General features: G+C 70.7%; 18 protein-coding genes. 4 read left to right on the forward strand and 14 right to left on the reverse strand.

The genetic code is table 11. The annotated features are described in order from the left end of the window. Positions 1 to 71: 71 nt before the first annotated feature. The 7 genes from rox to OG766_RS01095 all read right to left on the reverse strand — a co-directional run bounded on the left by rox (position 72) and on the right by OG766_RS01095 (position 8,534). The gene (gene rox, locus OG766_RS01065; RefSeq protein ID WP_328724291.1) at positions 72 to 1,499 is read right to left on the reverse strand and encodes a rifampin monooxygenase; all 1,428 of its coding nucleotides are present in this window, start codon (positions 1,497 to 1,499) and stop codon (positions 72 to 74) included. 357 nt (positions 1,500 to 1,856) lie between these two features. Continuing rightward, the gene (locus tag OG766_RS01070; protein WP_266377674.1) at positions 1,857 to 2,276 is read right to left on the reverse strand and encodes a YciI family protein; all 420 of its coding nucleotides are present in this window, start codon (positions 2,274 to 2,276) and stop codon (positions 1,857 to 1,859) included. A 149-nt stretch (positions 2,277 to 2,425) separates the two neighbouring features. Continuing rightward, positions 2,426 to 3,472 carry a 2-hydroxyacid dehydrogenase gene (locus tag OG766_RS01075; protein ID WP_266377671.1) on the reverse strand — a complete coding sequence of 349 codons (1,047 nt, stop codon included), beginning with the start codon at positions 3,470 to 3,472 and terminating at the stop codon, positions 2,426 to 2,428. A gap of 68 nt (positions 3,473 to 3,540) precedes the next feature. After that, positions 3,541 to 4,167 carry a histidine phosphatase family protein gene (locus tag OG766_RS01080; RefSeq protein ID WP_266377669.1) on the reverse strand — a complete coding sequence of 209 codons (627 nt, stop codon included), beginning with the start codon at positions 4,165 to 4,167 and terminating at the stop codon, positions 3,541 to 3,543. Further along, positions 4,164 to 5,684, reverse strand: coding sequence for an FGGY-family carbohydrate kinase (locus OG766_RS01085; protein ID WP_328724292.1), 1,521 nt, complete (start codon positions 5,682 to 5,684; stop codon positions 4,164 to 4,166). Before OG766_RS01085 ends, OG766_RS01080 begins: the two co-directional genes overlap by 4 nt. Further along, the gene (locus tag OG766_RS01090) at positions 5,665 to 7,236 is read right to left on the reverse strand and encodes an FGGY-family carbohydrate kinase (protein ID WP_328724293.1); all 1,572 of its coding nucleotides are present in this window, start codon (positions 7,234 to 7,236) and stop codon (positions 5,665 to 5,667) included. Before OG766_RS01090 ends, OG766_RS01085 begins: the two co-directional genes overlap by 20 nt. Next, the gene (locus tag OG766_RS01095; RefSeq protein WP_328724294.1) at positions 7,236 to 8,534 is read right to left on the reverse strand and encodes an MFS transporter; all 1,299 of its coding nucleotides are present in this window, start codon (positions 8,532 to 8,534) and stop codon (positions 7,236 to 7,238) included. Before OG766_RS01095 ends, OG766_RS01090 begins: the two co-directional genes overlap by 1 nt. Before the next feature lie 136 nt (positions 8,535 to 8,670). Between OG766_RS01095 and OG766_RS01100 the strand changes: the two genes are divergently transcribed. Then, positions 8,671 to 10,203 (forward strand): alkaline phosphatase family protein, encoded by a 1,533-nt coding sequence (locus OG766_RS01100; protein WP_328724295.1) that lies wholly within the window; start codon positions 8,671 to 8,673, stop codon positions 10,201 to 10,203. A 129-nt stretch (positions 10,204 to 10,332) separates the two neighbouring features. On the opposite strand, the gene OG766_RS01105 is transcribed toward OG766_RS01100, so the two are convergent. Both OG766_RS01105 and OG766_RS01110 read right to left on the reverse strand, forming a co-directional pair. Beyond that, positions 10,333 to 10,902: a mycothiol transferase gene (locus OG766_RS01105; RefSeq protein ID WP_266377654.1), complete on the reverse strand. Its 570-nt coding sequence runs from the start codon at positions 10,900 to 10,902 to the stop codon at positions 10,333 to 10,335. A 63-nt stretch (positions 10,903 to 10,965) separates the two neighbouring features. Further along, complete coding sequence (locus OG766_RS01110) at positions 10,966 to 11,769, reverse strand: SDR family oxidoreductase (RefSeq protein WP_328724296.1); 804 nt, start codon at positions 11,767 to 11,769, stop codon at positions 10,966 to 10,968. Between the two features lie 143 nt (positions 11,770 to 11,912). Here OG766_RS01110 and OG766_RS01115 point away from each other — a divergent pair, with 143 nt between their 5' ends. Continuing rightward, entirely contained in the window at positions 11,913 to 12,467 is a 555-nt protein-coding gene (locus OG766_RS01115) for a hypothetical protein (RefSeq protein ID WP_328724297.1), read from the forward strand. Between the two features lie 104 nt (positions 12,468 to 12,571). On the opposite strand, the gene OG766_RS01120 is transcribed toward OG766_RS01115, so the two are convergent. Continuing rightward, positions 12,572 to 13,156, reverse strand: a complete 585-nt coding sequence (locus OG766_RS01120) for a TetR/AcrR family transcriptional regulator (RefSeq protein ID WP_328727410.1) — start codon at positions 13,154 to 13,156, stop codon at positions 12,572 to 12,574. 24 nt (positions 13,157 to 13,180) lie between these two features. Here OG766_RS01120 and OG766_RS01125 point away from each other — a divergent pair, with 24 nt between their 5' ends. Beyond that, positions 13,181 to 14,137: an MBL fold metallo-hydrolase gene (locus OG766_RS01125; protein ID WP_328724298.1), complete on the forward strand. Its 957-nt coding sequence runs from the start codon at positions 13,181 to 13,183 to the stop codon at positions 14,135 to 14,137. Between the two features lie 46 nt (positions 14,138 to 14,183). On the opposite strand, the gene OG766_RS01130 is transcribed toward OG766_RS01125, so the two are convergent. Beyond that, on the reverse strand, positions 14,184 to 14,828 hold the full coding sequence (locus tag OG766_RS01130; RefSeq protein WP_328724299.1) for a TetR/AcrR family transcriptional regulator: 645 nt from the start codon (positions 14,826 to 14,828) through the stop codon (positions 14,184 to 14,186). A 139-nt stretch (positions 14,829 to 14,967) separates the two neighbouring features. Then, positions 14,968 to 15,231 (reverse strand): hypothetical protein, encoded by a 264-nt coding sequence (locus OG766_RS01135; RefSeq protein WP_328724300.1) that lies wholly within the window; start codon positions 15,229 to 15,231, stop codon positions 14,968 to 14,970. A 29-nt stretch (positions 15,232 to 15,260) separates the two neighbouring features. On the opposite strand from OG766_RS01135, the gene OG766_RS01140 reads away from it, so the two are divergent. Next, on the forward strand, positions 15,261 to 15,689 hold the full coding sequence (locus tag OG766_RS01140) for a nitronate monooxygenase (protein WP_328724301.1): 429 nt from the start codon (positions 15,261 to 15,263) through the stop codon (positions 15,687 to 15,689). Positions 15,690 to 15,815: 126 nt separating this feature from the next. On the opposite strand, the gene OG766_RS01145 is transcribed toward OG766_RS01140, so the two are convergent. Both OG766_RS01145 and rph read right to left on the reverse strand, forming a co-directional pair. Further along, a complete protein-coding gene (locus OG766_RS01145) occupies positions 15,816 to 16,601 on the reverse strand; it encodes a DUF3152 domain-containing protein (RefSeq protein WP_328724302.1) in 786 nt (261 codons plus the stop codon). A gap of 535 nt (positions 16,602 to 17,136) precedes the next feature. After that, positions 17,137 to 19,734 carry a rifamycin-inactivating phosphotransferase gene (gene rph / locus OG766_RS01150; RefSeq protein WP_328727411.1) on the reverse strand — a complete coding sequence of 866 codons (2,598 nt, stop codon included), beginning with the start codon at positions 19,732 to 19,734 and terminating at the stop codon, positions 17,137 to 17,139. Positions 19,735 to 20,197 lie beyond the last annotated feature (463 nt).

A 20,197-nucleotide genomic window follows, 5' to 3' on the forward strand; every position in this document is an offset into this window, starting at 1 on the left:
GTCCTCGACGAACGACCAGTTCGGTCCAAGGCATGCACGGTGGCCCGTCCCCGCGAGCCGCGACCTCGCGCTCAGCCGGCAGGGGCGCCGAACCACGTGGGCAGCCGGCCGAGCAGGTCCTGCTGGTCCTCGCCGACCCATGCCACATGGCCGTCCGGGCGCAGCAGCACCGCGGGCACGTCCAGTTCCTCGCTGACGTCGACGACGTGGTCGACCCGGTCCGACCAGCCCTCGACCGAGAGCCGGCCGGTCTGGTCGAGCAGCAGTCCGCGGCCGCCGTGCGTCAACTCGTAGAGGCGACCCCGCTTCAGCCCCACGTCCCGCATCCGCCGGCCGAGCAGATCATGTCCTTCGCCGAAGTCGTAGCGGACTCCGATCGCGGTGATCTTCTCGACCAGGTACCGGTTCACGTCCTCGAAGTCCATCAGCTCCGACAGCAGCCCACGCACCGCCCGGGGGCCCGGCTCGGTGGACATCAGCTCCATCTGCGCGCGGGTGTTGGTCAGCACGTCCGCCGCCACCGGGTGCCGTTCGGTGTGGTAGCTGTCCAGCAGTCCCTCCGGCGCCCGGCCGCCGACCTCGGCGGCAAGTTTCCAGCCGAGGTTGAACGCGTCCTGGATGCCGAGGTTGAGGCCCTGCCCGCCGACCGGTGGGTGGATGTGCGCCGCGTCGCCGGCCAGCAGCACCCGGCCGACCCGGTAGCGCTCGGCCAGCCGGGTCGCGTCGCCGAAGCGGGACAGCCAGCGCGGTGAGTGCACGCCGAAGTCGGTACCGGCGAACGCCCGGAGCTGCTGCCTGAGCTCATCGAGAGTCGGCGGGACCGCGCGGTCCTCGGCCACTCCCCTGGCGGGCACGACGACGCGGTACCGCCCGTCGCCGAGCGGCCCCACGCCGAACCGCAAGTGGGTCTTGCGGACCTCGGCCACGACGGTGGCCACCGTCTCCTGCGGCGCGGCCACCTCCATCTCGCCCAGCAGCGTCTCGACGCGGGTGGGCTCGCCGGGGAAGCCGACGCCGAGCAGTTTGCGCACCGTGCTGCGGCCGCCGTCACATCCGACGAGGTAGCGCGAGCGCACCAGCGTGCCGTCGGCGAGTTCGACGGTGACCCCGGCGTCGTCCTGGCTCAGCCCGACCAGTTCGCCGCCGCGCCGGATCTCGGCGCCGAGCTCGGTGGCACGCTCGGCGAGCAGACGGTCGATGAGGGGCTGCGGGATGCCGAGAACATACCCGTGCGCGGTGTCCAGTCGCTCGGGTGACGGCTTGCCGATCCCGGCGAAGAAGCCACCCGCCGGGTGCTTCGTGCCGAGCGCGAGGAACCGTTCCAGCAGACCGCGCTGGTCCATCACCTCGATGCTGCGCACGTGCAGGCCGAGCGCGCGGACGTACGGGGTCGGCTCCGTGTCCTTCTCCAGCACGAGCACGTGGACGCCGTGCAGCCGCAACTCGGCGGCCAGCATCAAGCCGGTCGGTCCGCCGCCGGCAACGATCACGTCGATCATGAAAACCCCCGTTTCGGCAAAGGTGCATTCAGCCAGCTGCTCCCGCGCGACCCGTGCGCCACCAGAAGCGCACGTACGTCGCGAATCTCTGATTTCGGCAGGTTCTGGCTTCGGTCGGAGATTCTGCATCACGACCCGGGCCTTGCCGCAAGGCCCCCGCTGCGCTATACCTTGAGAGTGGCAAGGAGTGGGTGACCTCCTTGCCTTTGTCTTTTGTGCGTCTGTCTTTTGTGCGTCCGCTTCTGTGCGACGACTGCGGATGGACAGGTCCTCCGTGAGCGGCGAACCGTACGAGCACATCGAGGGCCTGCCGCGGCGGTTACGGACGCGGCAGGCCCTCGATGTCGTGCGTGCACGTCACCTGCGCACGTCGTCTCCGCCCTCGTCGATCGCGCGGATGACCACGGGGTAGTCGGGAACACCCTCGGGCTGGGGGCACTGCACGATGCGCGCCGCGATCTCCGTGACCCGTTCGAGGCTCTCGCAGTCCAGCACCCAGTATCCGCACAGGAGTTCCTTCGTCTCGCCGTACGGACCGTCCGAGATCACCGGCCGGCCGTCCTCGCCCGCGCTCACGAACCGGGTCTGCGCGGGCTCGACCAGGCCTTGCCCGTCCACGAGTTCCCCTGACTCGGCAAGGTCGTTGTTGACGGCCTCCATGAAGGAGAACATGGCCTGCACGTCCTTCTCGCTCCATGCGGGGCTGTGCTCGGAGCCCTTGCCGCGCATGGCCTCGTAGTCGGCCTGGCTCGCCTGGACCATCACCAGATACTTCATCGTTTCGCTCCCTCGGTGCGGGGCCGCCCCATGCGGGCAACTCTCACAGGGGACGTCGGAGCGGATGACGGTTTCTCGACACGGCACGGAAGATTCCTTTTCTTCGCCCGGTGCGCACCGCTCTGCCGGCGCGTTGCCGTCAGGCGTCCTCAGCCCGCGCGCCGCTGTACCTCGGGGTTGGCGCAGTGGACCAACGGCTCGCCGCGCAGATAGCGGCCGACGTCGGCGGCGACGATCCGCGCGGCCTTGTGCGCCACCTCCTGACTGCCGCCCGCGATGTGCGGGGTGAGGACGACACCGGGGGCCGTCAGCAGCCTGGATGTGGCGGGCAGCGGCTCTTCGGGGAAGACATCGAAGCCGGCGCCCGACAACTGCCCGGAGTCCAGGGCGTCGCAGACCGCGTCGTAGTCGAGGAGCGCGCCGCGGGCGCAGTTGACCAGGACCGAGCCGCGGGGCATCGTGGCGAGCTGCCGGCGTCCGATCATGCCCGTGGTCTCCTCGGTGACCCGGGCGTGCAGGGAGACGATGCGGGAGCGGGTGAGCAGTTCGTCGAGGGAGACCTGTTCGGCGAGGCCGGCCAGCGCCTCGGGGCGGACGTAGGGGTCGTGGACGAGGACGTGGGCGCCCATCGCGACCAGGATCCCGGCGACCCGGCTGCCGATGGCGCCGAAGCCGATCAGTCCGACGGTGGCGCCGTCGATCTCGATGCCGCAGTTGTCGTAGTCGTAGTAGTCACCGCGCCAGACGCCCCGGCGCAGGTCGGTGTGGGTGTCTCCGACACCGCGGGCGGCGGCGAGCAGCAGGGTGAGCGTGTGTTCCGCGGTGGCGGTGGCGTTGCGTCCGGGGGCGTAGCAGACCGCGACGCCGTGCCGGGTGGCGGCTTCGACGTTGGCGTTGACCGGGCCGCCGCGGCTGGTGCAGAAGAGCTTCAGATCGGGGCAGTGGTCGAGGATCCGCTCGGTGAGCGGGCCGTGTTCGGTGACGCAGATCTCGGCTCCCCGGAGCGCCTCGATCATCTCGTCCTCACTGCCGGAGGCCTCGATGACCTCGGCGACCGGCCCGAGCGGGGTGTGCGGCCAGTCGAACCGGATCTCTCGTACGTCCAGCGGGGTGTCCCCGGCCGCCGTTCGCACGGCCCGGGTGAACAGGTCCGGGCGGATGAAGTGGTTGCCGGCGACGAGGACGGTGGTGCTCATGAAGGGCAGCTCCTGAGGGGCGGGGACGGATGCCGGGCGGGTGCTGGGCAGGTGTGGAGCGGGTGCGGTCAGTGGAGGGCGGTTGTCAGGGCCGAGGTCGGGGCGTTGAAGCTGAGCAGCGCGGTCTGCCCGTTCTCGAGACGGATCTCGGTGCGTGCACCGTTGTCCAGCCGAGGGAAGACGCGGCGGTAGTCGGCGAGCGGGATGCCCACCAGATGACACAGCAGGACCCGGACGAGAGTGGAGTGTGCGACGAGCAGGATCCGGCCGCGCGGCTGTGCGCGGGCGAGATCGGCGAGGCAGTCGGCGGCGCGCTCGGCGGCGTGGCGCGGATGTTCGCCGTCGGGCAGATGGTGCTCGACCGGGTCGGCGAGGAAGGCGGCCAGTTGCTCCGGGAAGCGCCGGTGCATCTCGTCCCTGGTCAGGCCCTCGCCCTGGCCGAAGTCGAGTTCGTAGAGGCGCTCGTCGACGCCCGCGGTGAGACCGCAGGCCGCGGCGGCGGGGGCGGCGGTGAGCCGGGCACGGGAGAGCGGTGAGCTCCAGATGCCGGTCAGCGCGGCGGTGGCGGCCCAGCCGGCGAGGGCGGCGGCCTGCTCACGGCCGAGGTCGGTCAGCGGCACGTCGGTGCGGCCGGCGTAGCGGTTCTCCGCGTGCCAGACGGTTTCGCCGTGGCGTACAAGGATGAAGTCGGTCACGGTGCTGCCCTCCTGCGGGCGTGGTCGGCCACGGTCCGGTCGAGCCAGCCACGGCGGGTGAGTTCGTCGATGAAGCGGAGATGGGCCGGGAGGTGGCGCGCGGTGCGGGCCGGCCTCGGGTTGATCTCCCGGGCGGTACGGACCATGGCGGCGGCCGCCTCCTGCAGACCGGCGCCGGAGGAGGTGGCGGCGAGGACGGCCATGCCGACGGCTCCCTCGGCATGCTGCGGGAGCCGTACGGGGCGGCCGAGGACATCGGCGCGCAGCTGGCACCAGTACGCGTTGCGGGCGCCGCCGCCGGTGAGGGTGAGCGGCCCGTCGACGGGTGCGCCGAGGTGGTCGAGGTAGTCGAAGCAGAGCCGTTCCAGGCAGGCGACGCCGAGGAGAACGGCATGGAACTCGGCGGCCCGGGTGGGGGCGTGGCCGAGGAGGAAGGGTTCGGCTCCGGGGGCGCGGAAGGGAAAGCGTTCGCCGCCGCCGGCGACGAGCGGATAGGCGACCGCATCCGGGTCCAGGGCGGCGGCCTGTGCGGTGAGCGCGTCCAGGTCCGCGCCGGGGAAGCGCTGGGAGAGGACGCCCGCGCCGCTGCTGGAGGCGCCGCCCGGCAGCCAGGTCCCGCCGGGTCCGCGGTGGCAGTAGACGACGCCCGCCGGGTCGCGGACCAGGTGCGGGCTGCTGCCCTTGAGGACGAGGGTGGTGCCGAGCACCGAGTTCCAGGCGCCTGGTGCGAGCGCTCCCGCGCCGATCTGAGCGGCGCAGCCGTCGGTCATCCCCGCGACGATGGTGGTCCCTTCGGGGATGCCGGTGGCGTCGGCGGCCGCGGCGCAGACGGCGCCCAGCGGACTGCCGGGGCGCACGACGTCGGGCAGGAGGCCCTCGGGGACGCCGAGTTCTTCCATCACCTGGTGCGGCCAGCGCTCCTCGACGAGGTGGTAGCCGGTCTTGAGGGCGTGGCTGGCATCGCTCGCGAGCTGCCTGCCGGCCAACCGCCAGGTGATCAGGTCGACCTGGTGCAGGAGCCGGGAGCCGGTGCGGAGCGCGGGGTCGCCCTCCAGGAGCGAGACGAGCTTGGGCAGCGCCCATGACGGCTGCATGGTGCGGTAGCCCAGCTCCCGCCAGACCTTCTCCCCGGCGGCGTTGACCGCGGCGGCCTGTGCGGCGGCGCGCCCGTCGTCGTACATCAGGCCGGGGGTGCGCGGGGTACCCCGGTCGTCGGCGAGCAGGATCGTGCCGGAGGTGCCGTCGATCGCCAGGCCGCGGACGCATCGCGCGTCGATGCCGTCGAGGGCCTCCCGGCAGGCGGCGGTCAGCGCGCGCCACCACTGCTCGGGATCCTGCTCGTGGCGGTTGCCGTCGCGCCGGCCGGCCAGTGGACGGGCGGCGGTGGCCAGGACCTGCCCCGTGCCGTCGACGGCGACACAGCGCGCGCTCTGGGTGCCGAGGTCGAGCCCGAGCCAGATGCCGTCGAGGGCGGCGGCGGCGTCCGAGCGGCGCGGGTCAGACACGGGGTTCTCCATGGGTGGTGGCGGCCTGTTCGGTGGCTTCGGTCGGCCGTCCGCGAGCTTCGGCGGGGCGGTCGGCGCTCCCCTGCCAGACGGCGCCGCCGCGCCAGCCCGCCTCACGGGCGAGCGCCCGCCGGCCGAGGAAGTCCTCGTACTGCGCGGCGTAGAACTCCGCCCGCTCCGGTTCCGGCTCCCAACCGCGCTGCATCCGGACGTACTTGGCGGCGGCGCTGTGCATGCTGGTCTCGGCGCCGGTGCGGACCAGGCCGGTGAGGAAAGCCCCCTTGGCGCCGAGTTCGGTGTCACCTGAGCGGGCGGTGGGCACCCCGGTGGCGTCGGCGATCAGGGCGCACCAGGCGTCGCTGTTGGCGCCGCCGCCGCACAGGCGCAGCTCGCTGACGTCCGTGCGGGCGGCGGCCAGCGAGTCCCGCAGGACCAGCGAGAGCCCGTCGAAGACGGCGCGCGCCAGGTCGGCGGGCGTGTGCTCCAGGGACAGCCCCCAGAAGGAGCCTCGGGCGCCGGGATCGAGGAAGGGGGCGCGCTCGCCGGCCGGGGAGAGGTACGGCAGGAACATCAGCCCGTGGGCGCCGGGCTCCGACTCGAAGGCCAGCTGCGCCAGCTCCGGCGGTCCGGGCAGATGCAGCAGGCGGGCCGCCCAGCCGAGCACCTCGGCGCCGTTGAGCGTGGGGAAGGCCCGCAGCACCCTTTCACGGCCGCGGTAGGCGATGTGGATGCCGGACGGCTCGCCGCTGGTGTCGATCCCGGTGCGGACGATCTCGGTGCACAGCGTGGTGCCCAGGATGCTGCACGCCTGGCCGGGGTCGACGACGCCGACGCCTCGGGCGGTGGCGGCGATGTCGTACGGGGACATCACCACCGGCAGGCCCGCCGGGAGGCCCAGCTCACCCGCGGCCCCGGTGGTGATCTCGGCGATCCGCTGCGACTCCCCCAGGACGGTGGGCAGCAGGCGTTCGTAGGCGCCGAGGCCGAACAGCTCGATGATGCCGGGGTCGTAGTCGCCGGTGGCGTGGTCGAGGAACGGGGCGGAGGCGTCGGACTCGTCGCTCGCCCGGACGCCGGTGAGGCGCAGGAAGAGCCAGCCGGCGGCGGTCAGCGAGGTGGCGGAGCGGGCCAGCCGGTCCGGGTCGTGAGCGGCGAGCCAGCTGAAGATGGCGTTGGGCATCCCGGCGCAGGTCAGCGAGCCGTTGCGGCGGAAGGCCGCCTCCAGGACACCGTCGCGCTGCCAGTCGGTGATCAGGTCCCCGGCGCGGCCGTCGGACCACAGGATGGCGGGCCCGGTGGGGCGGCCGTGGTCGTCGACGAGCCAGGCGCCGTCGCCCTGTGCGGTGAAGGACACCAGCCATACCGGATCGGTCAGTCCGTCGAGGACCGTACGGACGGTGTGGACGACGGCGTTCCAGACGGCGTCCATGTCCTGTTCCGCCCAGCCTGGGTGGGGACGCAGGACCTCGGTGTCCCGGCGGGCGACGGCGATCTCGGTGCCGCGGTCGTCGAAGACGACGGACTTGATCACCGTGGTGCCGACGTCGATGGTCAGTACGGACATCAGTGCGGTCCTCTCACGCCGGCCGGGCCGGTGGTGGGCGCGGTGCCGTCCGGGGCGTCGCCGTGCCGGGCGCCGGCGCCGTCGGCTTCCGCCGTACCGGGCGCGGCCGGCAGCTTCAGGAAGTGGGCGAGCAGACAACTCAGCACATACATCCCCGCGAAGATCCAGACCACGCCTTCGACGCCGAGCGGTCCGACGAAGACGGCGACGACGGCGGGGCCGACGAACGTACTGGCGCCCGCGCCCAGGTTGAGAGCGGCCAAGGCCTGGCCCTGGTGCTTCGGCTCCAGGGTGGGCACCAGCGCCGAAAGCGGTACATAACCTGCCAGCGTAGCGCCGTAGAACGCGGCGACCAGGAGGGCGAGCGGGAAGTTCGCGCCCACCGCGTCCGGGACGTAGAAGAGCAGCAGTGTGCTGAGCGCGCAGCCGGCGCCGCCGAACCAAGCGATGGTGCGGCGCCAGCCGAATCGGTCGCCGACCACGCCGAACAGCAGGTTGGCGAAGACGTTGGTCGCGAACATCGCGCTGAGCAGGTGCAGCCACTGGGTCAGGCTGAAGCCGACCGTTCTGGTGAAGTGGATCGGCAGGATGACGAAGAAGCCGAACTGCGAGGCCGTGTTGATCACCCGTACGACCGAGCCGACCCCGACCCGGGGGTTGCGCCACAGGATCGTGATGCTGCCGAGCAGGGTGGCCACCGGCCCCTCCCTCTCGCCGTGGGCGCGCCGTACCCCCCGGTCGTCACCGACCAGCAGCAGGGCGATCAGCCCGCCCGCGGCCACGAGCACCAGTGCGGCCCACAGGGTGGCGTAGGCGCCGATGTGCGGGATGAGCCCGCCGGCGACCAGCGAGCCGAGCGTGGGCAGACCACCGGTGAAGGCGAACCAGAACCAGCCCATGGCCGTACCGAGCCGGGCGCGGGGTGCCACGCCGGCGATCCAGACGAGGAACCCGTAGGCGAACAGCGGATAGCCCAGGCCGCGCAGCCCGTACGCGAGCATCATCAGCGGATAGCTGGTCAGCGGGATGGCGGCGGTGAGGAAGAGCAGTTGGACGCGCTCGCCCCGCTGACCGACTTCGATCTGCTGATCGTCGACGACGGACTGGCGGCGGAGCAGGTACGGGTCGTACGAGCGGGCGGCACCGAGGTGATGGTGGTGCCGGGGCAGAACCGGCGGCCTGATTCGGCGAGTTGATACGTGCGGGACGTCCGCCGCGTGCTCCGTCTTCGGCGATGAGCTGTTCGCACCAGCGGTCATCGACTCGCGGATGTCCGTCGGGCGCAGCCATTCGGCCATCTCTCGTCAATGCGGCCGGAGCAGGGTCTGGAGGGCGTCGACGGCTGATGCCAGTATCCATGGGCCCGCTTCAGACCGATGGAGTCGGCGAGGGTTTGGATCCTGTTCCCGTTCCCACCCCAACCGGAGGGTCAACGTGCGCACTGTCATACCCGGGAGAGGCAGGCGTTCCTACGCCGTTGTCGCCGCCGCTGCCGCCCTGCTCGTCGGCACGGTACAGATCGACGCGCCGCAGGCGACGGCCGCGGCAGCCGGGGGCACCGACAAGGTTCTGGTCATCGGGCTCGACGGCACCAACCTCGACCGGGTGAAGGCGGCCGACGCGCCCAACCTCAAGCGGCTGATGGCCGAGGGCATGACCGCCGAGAGCACGCTCTACTCCCGGCCGATGGCCGACACCTCGTCGGGCCCGGGCTGGTCGACGATCGCCACGGGAGTCTGGCCCGACAAGCACGGCGTGAAGAACAACTCCTTCTCCGGGAAGCAGTTCGGTACGTACCCGGACTTCCTCACCCGGATGGAGAACGCGAACCCCTCCCTGAACACCTACGCGGCAGCCGACTGGGAGCCCATCACCTCCACCGACCAGAACGGTCCGATCTTCGGGTCCGCCGTCGACAAGCGGCTGAGCCTCAAGGGCGACGCCAACGGCTACGGAGTCGAGGACCCGAAGATCGCCACGGCGGCAGCGAACGAGCTGAGGAACGGCAACCCGGACGCCAGTTACGTCTACTTCGGCGAGATCGACATCGCCGGGCACAACCACGGTGCCGCCAGCCAGCAGTATCTCGCCACCATCAAGCGCGTCGACGCGCTCGTCGGGCAGGTGCTGACCGCGGTCACCTCGCGAGCCACCTACGCGCAGGAGAACTGGAAGATCCTCGTCACCACCGACCACGGCCACACCGACGCGGGCGGTCATGGCGGCTCCTCGATCAAGGAGCGCGGCACCTTCGTCATCGCCAAGGGCCCGGGCATTGCGGCCGGTTCCGTCCGCCACGACGTGCGTCTCGTCGACGTCGCCGCGACCGCTCTGAAGCATGTCGGGGTCGCCACCGGCGGCATCGACGGCTCCCCGCTCGACTCGCCGGACAACGACGCGTTCGACGGGCTGCGCTCGTCGTTGCAGACCCGGGTGGACGAGAGCGGCATCCCGTCGTCCGTCAGGGGCTTCACGCACACACCGCCGAGCGGCTGGTCGGTCGACAACTCCAGGATGGGCACCGGCGGCGTCACGGAGTGGCGCGGCTGGGCGTTCGCCACCGACGAGTTCTGGTCCCCGTCGCAGCGCGACCAGTGGCGTGAGCTGAACGTCCGCAACCGTGATGTGTTCGCCGTCGCGGACTCCGACGAATGGTCCGACAAGACCTTCACGGGCAGCTACGACTCGACGCTCGTCACGCCGACATGGCCGGTCACCGGTGGGACTTCGCGATCGCTGCGGTTCCAGACCCACTACCACCACGAGTCGGGCCAGACCGCGCAGGTCCTCGTGTCGTACAACGGCGGGACCCCCGCCGTCGTGAAGAGCTTCACCGCCGACACGGTCGCCCAGTGGCAGAACATCACGCTGCAGGTACCCGCGGGCGCGACCGATGTCCAGGTGAGCTTCCGCTATGCCGGCAACAACAACTGGTACTGGACCCTCGACAACGTCTGGCTCGCCTGACGCCACCCGCAGGCCGTGCAGGCCGTACTCGTCCGGTCACGGCACGAGGATGCCGCCCGGCACGCCACGCGTACCGCCCGTCGGTCCGGCAAGCCCGGACCGACGGGCGGCACCGACTCCCGGGTTCGGCTACTGGCCGACCCTTCCGTCGACGCACTCGCGCAACAGGTCGGCGTGCCCGCAGTGACGGGCGTACTCCTCGATCCTGTGCACCATCAGCTCCCGGACGGCGATCCCTTCCTTCCCCACCCGCTCGCCCAGATCCGCATACGCGGCCAACGCGGCGTCCGTCGCGGCCTGTTCACGCTCCAGAGCGGCGTACGCGGCGTCGACCTCGGCCTGGTCGGCGACGGCTCCGTCGAAGTCGGCGTCACGCTTTCCGTACAGCTTGGGCAGCGGATCATCGTCACTGATCCAGTTGCGCCAGTCCCGTTCCACCTCGACGAGGTGCCGAAGGAGCCCGAGCAGGGACATGGTCGACGGCGGAACCGACCGGCGGGCCAGTTGCTCCGCGTCCAGGCCCTCGCACTTCATCCGCAGAGTGATGCGGTAGTTCGTCAGGAAGTCCTGCAGCGTCGCAAGCTCACCGTCCGGACTGGCTCCCTCGTTGTTACGAGGGTCCTTGTCCGGGTCGGTCCACATGTCGGGGTAGACGGTCGCCTGGGTCCAGCGCGCGGGTTGGTCACTCATGCGCGCCATGGTCGACCGCGAGGGCCGAGTCCGCCAATGATTTTCGGTCGGCGCTCGGCGCGACACCGCTTGCTAGGCGAAGCCACCGTTGCTCATCAGCAGCTGGCCGTTGATCCACCCGCCCTGTGGTGAGCAGAGGAAGTCCACGAGGTGCGCGGTGTCCTGCGGGGTGCCGACGCGGTTGAGCGGCGTCATGCTGCGTGCGTGTTCGCGCACGTCGTCGGTCATCCATCCGGTGTCCACCGGACCCGGGTTGATGACGTTGGCGGTGATGCCCAGATGAGCGAGTTCGTGCGCCGCGGCCAGGGTGATGCGGTCCAGAGCGCCCTTGCTCGCGCCGTAGGGGAGATTGCCGACGGTGTGGTCACTGGTGAGGCTGATGATCCGGCCGCTGCCCGGCGCGGCCGCGAATCGCCGGGCGTACTCGCGGATCAGCAGCCAGGTGGCGCGGGCGTTGACCGCGAAGTGCAGGTCAAAGCTTTCGACAGTCGTGTCGAGCAGGCCGGAGTCGACCGATTCGCAGTGGCACATCACGAGGGCGGTGACGCTGCCCAGACCGCGTTCGACCTCGTCGAAGATGCGGGCCGGAGTGTCCGGGTCGGCAAGGTCCGCCTCGACGGCCGTGGTGGCGGCACCGTGCTCGGCGAGGGCATCCGTCACCGACTCGGTTGCGCCGGGCTCACCGCCCCAGGCCATGCGCTCGTCGTAGGGACTCCAGTAGGTGAAGGCGATGTCCCAGCCCGACGCCGCGAGCCGGCGGGCGATGCCCGCGCCGATACCGACGGTGCGCCCGACTCCGGTGACCAGAGCGAGCGGGCGGGCGGAGGGAGGCGGCTGACCGTGATCGGACTGTCCTTGGCCGACGTTGTTCGTCACGGTACGAGATCGTCCGCGATCGGGCCGTGCGTCGGCAACCACTTTCCGTGCTGCCGGGTCACCTCTGTCGAGATCACCCAGAACGACACCATGACGTCGCCCGCGCGCGGCACCGCTCCGATCACCGGATAGCCTCTGCGTCCATGACAACTGAACCGGTACAGCCGCCTGTTCGCGTGGCCTGCGACTGCGGCAGCACCGACGTACGGACGGTGGAGGCGGCGCGCACCCACAAGGGCGCCATGCGCAAGGAGTTGTACAGCCGGCTGGCCAAGGGTCCGGAGAAGAGCGGCGACGGGTGTCTGCACTTCGTCGAGGGCGTGGTCATCAGCCTGGCGGCCAGCGGTGGCCTCGCGTATATGGGAGTGGACCAGGACAAACCTCTCTACGTCCTCGGTGGCGTGGTTCTCGCGGCGCTGATCCTCGCGGGAACGCTCTTCGTCGTCCGCGACGACAGCCGCGAGAAGGCCGCCGAACAGGCCGGCGAAGCGCGCGCCGACCAACTGTGGCGACCGGCCCACTACTGCGCCGCGTGCGAGTCGGTGTTCTGCCCCGGCGGCCGGCCCTGGGCGGGACGACTGACGCCGGAACAGTTCAAGAAGCTGGTGTGGACCCGGGCCGGCTACGGCGATCAACTCGCCCCGGGCGACAAGGCAAAGGACGCGGTACTGCCCGACCGGTTCGTCCCCGAGCCGTAGGACCTGCCCGGCGGACCGAGTGCCTGCGGACCGTGCGACTGCGGACCGTATGACTGCGGGCGGGCCGGCTGCCGGATCCCCGGTCGGCCGGGCGCGCGGGCAGGTCAGTCGGCGCGGGGCGGCAGACGTGTCAGGGCCGTGTCCACCAGAGCGCGGGCGTAGTCGGCGTCGAGCAGGCCGGGACGGAAGGGAATGCGGTACATCATCGGCGCCACCACGTGGTCGATGACCACATCGACGGCAGGCACCGGCTCGTCACGTTCACCGGCGCGGGTGAGCATGACCTCGACCTGCTCGAAGGGGTAGGCGGAGCACTGGCCGGCGTTACCGCCGTCCGGGTCGCCGGCGAGTGCGTCGCGGATGTAGGCGCGGCCGGCCGTCGAGGACATCTCCTCGAGGAACTGCACGGCCCAGGCCTCCAGATCGGCACGCAGATCACCCAGATCGGCCGGGGTCGTCTCCGGACGGAGCCGCTCCACCGCGACATCGGAGAGGAGTTCCTGCATGTCGCCCCACCGGCGACAGATCGTGGAGGGAGTGACCCCGGCCCGCTTGGCGACGAGCGGAACCGTCAGCGCGGCACGGCCGACCTCGGTCTCCAGGTCGCGTACGGCCTGGTGGACCGACTGCTGGACGCGGGCCGGCCGAGGAACGACTCGTTCCCGAACGCCCCTCTCCCCCCACTGCAGCCCTCAATCCCAGAAAGGGATCCCATGACGACGCGGAAGCCCGGACACTCCCCCGCACACCCCCTCACCCCTGGCTCCGTCCCCGCGGCGCGGACCGAGACCCCCGCCTGGACCGTGGGCGACATCGTCGTTCGCCGCATCGACGAGGTGGAACTGCCGCCGCAGACCGGCCCCTGGCTCCTGCCGGGGGCAACGCCCGACGTCGTCGCCGACTCCCCTTGGCTGCAGCCCGACTTCGCCGGTGCCGAACGGGTCCTGCGTCTGACGAGCCACACCTTCGCACTGGAGGCGGGCGGACTGCGGATCCTCGTCGACACGGGCATCGGCAACGGCAAGGACCGCGCCAATCCCGCCTGGAACCAGCTCCGCACCGACTACCTGGAACGCCTGGAGCGGGCCGGCTTCTCCCCCGAGACGATCGAGCTGGTCATCCTCACCCACCTGCACACCGACCACGTCGGCTGGAACACCCGCTCCCACGAGGGCACATGGGTCCCCACGTTCCCCAACGCCCGCTACATCACGAGCCGCGCCGAATGGGACCACTGGTCCTCGGTGGACATGGAGGAGGCGCGCGAGCAGATGTTCCGCGACTCCATCCACCCCGTCGACGACCACGGCTTGCTCGACCTCGTCGACGTTCCCGCCGACGGTCTGGACATCGCTCCGGGCATCACCCTGATCCCCACGCCCGGTCACACCCCCGGCCAGGTCGCCGTCCGGCTCAGCAGCCGGGACAGTACGGCCCTGATCACCGGCGACTGCATTCACCACCCCGTCCAGCTCGCCGAACCCGACATCCACAGCCACGTCGACATCGACCCCGCGCAGGCCGAGGCGACCCGTCGCGACCTCCTCGCCGCCCTCGCCGACACGGACACCCTGCTGCTCGGCAGCCACTTCCCCCCGCCCACGGCGGGCCTCGTCCGCAGCCACCGCACCACCTACCGCCTCCAGCCCGTCCCCGCCCGCGTCGCATAGCCGCCGCTCGAACTGGCCCCGAACGGTCCTGGAACCGCCGAGTCCGCTACGAGCCCGCTTCGCCGGATTCCGGGCGGGCGCCGTGGAGTACGAGATCGGCCGTCTTCTCCAGGAAGTCGTCACCGAGCGGGCGGCCGAGCATGAGCCGCCGGAAGTACAGCGGGCCGGCGAGCGCTTCCAGGAGGAAGTCCGGATCGGCGTCGGCCGGCAGGTCGCCTCGCTCCACGGCGCGGACGAAGATCGTACGGGAGAGACGGAAGCGCTCCGGCCAGATCCTGTCGAGCACCTCGCGGACGTCGTTCTTCTCGGAGGTACGCGGTCCGACCTCCTGGACGAGCGCGGTGATCCACGGTGTGTACAACACCTCGCGGATCTCCCCGAGGTACAGCAGGAGGTCCTCGCGGAGGTCGCCGGTGTCCGGCGGCGGTGCGCTCTCGCTCTGCCGCTCGATGAACGCCGTGGCCACCAGGCCGGCCTTGTCGCCCCATCGCCGGTAGATCGTCGTCTTGTTCACGCCCGCGCGCTCGGCCACCGAGTCGATCCTCAGCGCCGCATAGCCGACGTCGCCCAGTTCGGCGATGGTCGCGTCGATGACGGCCTGGCCCACACGGGCCGTTCGGCCGCCGGGCCGGGCTGTCGCAGTATCGGCGTGCAGATGCCTGACCTGCCGTTTCCCGGGATTCGTCGTCACTCTCCGACCATACGCGACGGAATCGCTTGATGCGACACATTGGTGCGTTTACTGAAACCGGGGAGCGTAGCGCCGGAGCCGGCGGGCCACCCGGACATGACGAGGGTCCCGCTCGGGGAGAGCGGGACCCGGTGTCACCTCACCAGTTGCCGTAGTCGCCATAGTCACCGTGATCGTCGTGATCACCGTGATCGCCGTGGCCACCGCGGTCGTGGCCGAAGTGCGCAAAGTCGCCGTAATGGGCGCTGCTCCGCGCTCCGTTGTACTGACTGGAGTATCCGGCGTCGACGCCATGCGCATCAGCCGCGGCGGCCGTGCCGGCGCCGATACCGGCGAACGCGAGGACGAGCGCGGCGAACAGTGCGGCAGCCAGTGCCCCCGGCCTGGACACGATTCCGCTCATGATTCTTCCCTTCCAGGGATCAGCGGGCGTTGCCGGCCCGGGAGTCCCGGACCCGGCGCGCGTCCGACCCTCCGGATCGGCGCATCGCCGCCGCGCTGGCCCTGGGAGCCAGCGCGGTCCAGGTGGGCACCGCCCTGCTGCGCTGCCCCGAAGCCGGCACCAGCCCGGAGTGGCGAGCCTCGCTGAACGGCCTGGCGCCCGACGCCACGACGACGACCCGCGCCTACACCGGTCGTCTGGCCAGAGCCGCGCCCACCGCCTACCTCAAGGCATGGAGCGAGCCCGGCGCGCCGGCTCCCGCACCGTTCCCGGACCAGCTGCGGCTCGTCAACCAGTGGCGGCGGGGCGACACGAGCGGCATGGCCCCTGCCAGTCACGGGGTCGGGCAGAGCGCCGCCCTGGCCACCGACAAGCCTGCCGGCCAGGTGGTCACCGAGATATGGCGGGAGGCCCGCTAGCTGCTCGCCTGACCATGGCCGGCCGCCAGGGGATGCGGCGGCTCCCGTACACCCGACTCCCGTCAGTGCTGGGCCTTCCAGCTCCCACCTCAACGCACCGCTACGTTGCACTAAAGCCGCGCGCTCTCATCCGACGGCCGGGCCCGTGACGTATGTTCCGTCCTTGTCGTACGGCCAGGCGTTGGACAGGCAGCCGTTCAGCCCCTTGATCTGCTGCATCATCACCGGCGCGAGCCGCCCCGGGCCGGAACAGCCCAGGTGCGTACGGATACCGATCTCGTGCCCGATCTCATGGTTGATGATCAGGTGTCGGTACTCTGCCGGCGTCCCGTCGAACTTCGGCGAGCCCAGCATCCAGCGGCGCAGATTCACCACGACGCCTTCCAGGGTCTCGCAGTTCAGCTCACCGCCGGTGTCGAGGCCCTGGGCCCCGCAGAGCCGGTCGGCGGTGGCAGGGGTGGCGATCTTGATGACGAAGTCGGCGTCGGTGGACACCAGCTGGAAGGAACCGCGGCCGTGCGCGGCCCAGCTGCGCTTGTGGGCGAGGATCGCCTGGATCTCCGCGGCCGCTTCTTCGGCGGACATGCCGATGCTGTCCTCGACCTGCACGCGGTAACGGCGCAGCGGTCCCGAACCGACCGCATCGCCGGAGGCCCGCGCCGTGGCGAAGGTGCCTGAACCGGAGGCCGGGACCTCGGGCGGTTTCGTCGGCTCGGCCGACGCCGATACCGACGGACGTCTCGGGGCGGGGCTCGGCCGACCGGTGGTGGGCGCGGCCGCCTTCGGGGTCGCCGGCGGCTGGACGATGTCGGTTGCGGACGCGGGCTCCGCGCCGCCGTCGCAGCGCGCAAGAGCGGCACCGCCGAGAAACGACGCCGTGAGCAACGCGCCGAATGCCGTCCTGGTGAGCATGGTGCGGCGCCGGGCCCGGCGGCGATTCCTTCCACGCCCTTCAGGGGTGGAGGCACGCCTACTCACAGCAGGCTCTCCCGTCGTCCACCGGAGCCGGCGAAGTGCGGGAGACCCGTGAGGCACGCTCCTCCGGCGGGGCACCTCTTCCGCCTGCGCTGGCTTCGGTGCCGCGTGCGGGGCTGTTGCGAGAGCGGGATCGGGTCGGGGAAGGCATTGCGTCGTGCGCGGTCATGGTCGCCGATGCTGCGTCCCCGATGTGATCGCATCTGGCCCGGACGATAACGAAACGGTAACTCGGCCCGGCGGTGGTCCGATGTCGACGAGCAAACGCACCAGATGGCTGCGTCAGACGAGGAAGGCGCGCCACGCCACACATCAGCGGGAAGACCGCCTGGTTCGACATGGCCCTGCCCAACCGACGCCCCTGCACGAGGCCACACCCACGCCCGGTTAAAGCTGAACATTCGCTAGGGTGCTCGTACGGGTGTGCTCGTACTTCAGGGAAGCTCCGGATGGGGCTGCTCGGTGTGGTCGGTCACGGCAGGATCTCGACGTACCCGTCGGTTCCGTGCACACGGATCCGCTGCCCGTCCCGGATCAGCCGCGTGGCCTGCTCCACGCCCACGACGGCCGGCAGGCCGTACTCCCGGGCGATCACTGCCCCATGGGTCATCAAACCGCCCACCTCCGTCACCAGCCCCGCGATTCCGACGAACAGCGGCGACCAACTGGGGTCCGTGAAGGGCGTGACCAGGATGTCGCCCGCTTCGAGATCGGCATCCGCCATGTCAAGGATGACGCGGGCTCTTCCCTCGACGGTCCCCGCGGACACCGGTAGCCCGGTCAGGGCGCCGGCCGGCACGTCGTCGCGCCGGTACGTCCCGGTGACGGCCTCGCCGTCCGAGGTGAGCACCCGGGGCGGTGTGAGCGCGTGGTACGACCGGAACGCGTCCTTGCGCTGCTGGATGAGCTGGTGATCCACCTGGTGGGAGCGCACGACGTCGTGGAGTTCCTGGAACGTGAGGTAGAAGATGTCCTCCTTCTCAGGAAGCACGTCGGCCTGCACGAGGCGCTCGGCCTCCTTCAACAGGGCCTGCTTGTAGACGAAGTAGCGGCTGACGATGCCGTACTTCGGGTACTCGCGGTACCCGATGAAGGTTCTGACCCGGTCGATCATCCGCTTGGCCTCGTCGGCCTTCCGGTCCCCGTCCGGCAGGGCCCGCAGGCGTGACAGCACGTCCTGTTCCTTCTTCTGTGCCTTCTGCCGCCCTTGCTCGAAGCGCCGCTCGGCGGCGCCCGGCTCGAAGTTCCTGACGTTGTCGAGGATCACGGGCACGAGCGTGGTGGGGCGCTCGCGCCAACGCGGCCTCGTGATGTCGATCTCGCCGACGCAGCGCATGCCGTACCGGTCGAGGTAGGTTTCGATGGCCTCGCGTGCTTCGGTCCCGCCCGCGAGCTTCGCCAGCTCGTCCAGGAAGTCGTCGTCCTCGACGCCCCGCAGGAACGCGACCAACTCCGAGTGCGGGCGGATCACGTCCGCGACGTCGAGCAGCGCCAGTCCCATCTCCGACGTGACGTTGTCGGGGGCGGACAGCGTCAGCGTGTCAGCCGCGTTCTTCTCGCCCAGCCACTCCTGCAGCTTGTCGTTGAGCCACCACGTGGCCTCCATCCCCGCCATGATCGCCTGATGGCTCAGCGGATCACTGAGGACCCGCTTGTGCTCCTCGAACGCCTCCAGCAGGAAGTCGAACAGCGCCGGTCCGGTCTTCGTCCGGATGTCGCGCTCGAGGGCGGCGACGGACACCTGGCTGCGCTCGATCAGCTCGGTGACGATGGCCGGATCGGTCTCGATGGGGGCGGGCGCACCGCCGGCCGGCGGCCCGCCCGGACCCGCGTCCGGGAGCGACGGGACGAAATCGTCGCGGTCGAGGACGGTCTCCAGAGCGTCCCTGATCAGCGGATCGCCCTTGCCCAGGGCGTCCAGGAGGCCGGCGCGGCTCGCGGGCGAGGCCAGGCGCCTGGTGACGTCGACGAACAGCCGTCCGCCGGCCTCGTGCATCGGCACCATGGCGGTCAGCTGCCACATGGAGAACCCGAGGGGCTTCATGGGGTCGGTCATCATCTGCCCATGGCCGACGGAGACGTAGACGTGATTCTCCTGGTCGCCGGACTCGGGGACGGGGAACAGTGTCGTGATCGGCCGGCTCTGCACGATCTGGAAGTCGTCATCGGCCAGGCACCATTCGATGTCCTGCGGGCGGCCGAAGTGTGCTTCGATCCGTCGCCCGAGCTGCACGAGCCGCACGACCTGCTCATCCGTCAGCGCGGGCTGCTCCTGCCGCTGCGAGTCGATCGCGACTTCCTGCGTGCCACCGGCCGGCAGGGCGTGAACGGCACGCTGTTTGGCGGAGATCGTCCTGGCGACGACTTCGCCGTGTCGCACCGCGAAGACGTCGGGGTTCACCAGTCCGGATACGAGGGCCTCACCGAGGCCGAAGCCGGCGTCCACGGTGGCGACCTTCCGGTTGCCCGTGACGGGGTCGGCCGTGAACATGATGCCGGCCGCATGGGGGAAGACCATCTGCTGCACGACCACGGCCATGTGGACCGTACGGTGGTCGATGCCGTTCCGCCGGCGGTAGATCACGGCCCGCTCGGTGAAGAGCGAGGCCCAGCACTGGCTGATGTGCTGGAGGATCGCCGCCGGCCCCACGACGTTCAGGTACGTGTCCTGCTGGCCGGCGAAGGAGGCCGTCGGCAGGTCCTCGGCCGTCGCGCTGGACCGGACGGCGTAGGCGGCTTGCTCGCCGAGCCGGGCGAGCGCGCGGGTGATCGCCGCCGCGAGGTCGTCCGGCATGGCGATCCCTTCGATGGTCCGGCGAATCTGCGCGCTGAGCGTGCGGATCGCCTCCCGGTCGTCCGGGTTCACGCGCGACAACTGATCGAGCAGACCGCCGATGGACGGCGCTTCCTCCATGACCCGCCGGAAGGCGTCCGTCGTCACACAGAAGCCACCCGGCACGCGGATGCCGTCGATCCGCGACAGGCCGCCCAGTTGCGCGCCCTTGCCGCCGACGAGCGCGACCTGCGTCCCGTCGACCTCTTGAAGATCCACCACGTACTGCTCAGTCACTGCGATACCTCCGAGGCAGCCGCGCTCCGTTGCACTGCGGTGGCCGATCGACTCGCCGGCCCTTCCGACTCTGCCGAACTTCTTGTCGAGCACGTCCTCGTCCCCGCTCATCCCTGGTTGCTTTCCCTCTGCCGGTCCCACCACTGGTTCGACGTCACCGCGTCCCCCGTACCCAGACCACAACACACGCACGTCGGTGTCCTCGTTTCCGCAGGTTGTCGGCACCGACCGACGATTCTGCGCCGTGACCCGGGTCTTGCGGCAAGCCCCCCAACGCGCTATAAATTGAGAGTGGCGAGGAGAGAGTTCTCCTCGCCTTTGCCGTTCAGGTGGACGTCCCATCGGTTTACGGATGCAGCCGCGGAATCAGAGAACGCCTGCGACTCGCGGCTCCCCGCACCATGGTCAAGCCGGCGAGGAGTCGTCCTCTTCAGGCGTCGGTGTCGCGCCCTGGTCGTCGCGG

It is taken from the genome of Streptomyces sp. NBC_00259 (assembly GCF_036181745.1).
Classification (GTDB): domain Bacteria; phylum Actinomycetota; class Actinomycetes; order Streptomycetales; family Streptomycetaceae; genus Streptomyces; species Streptomyces pratisoli.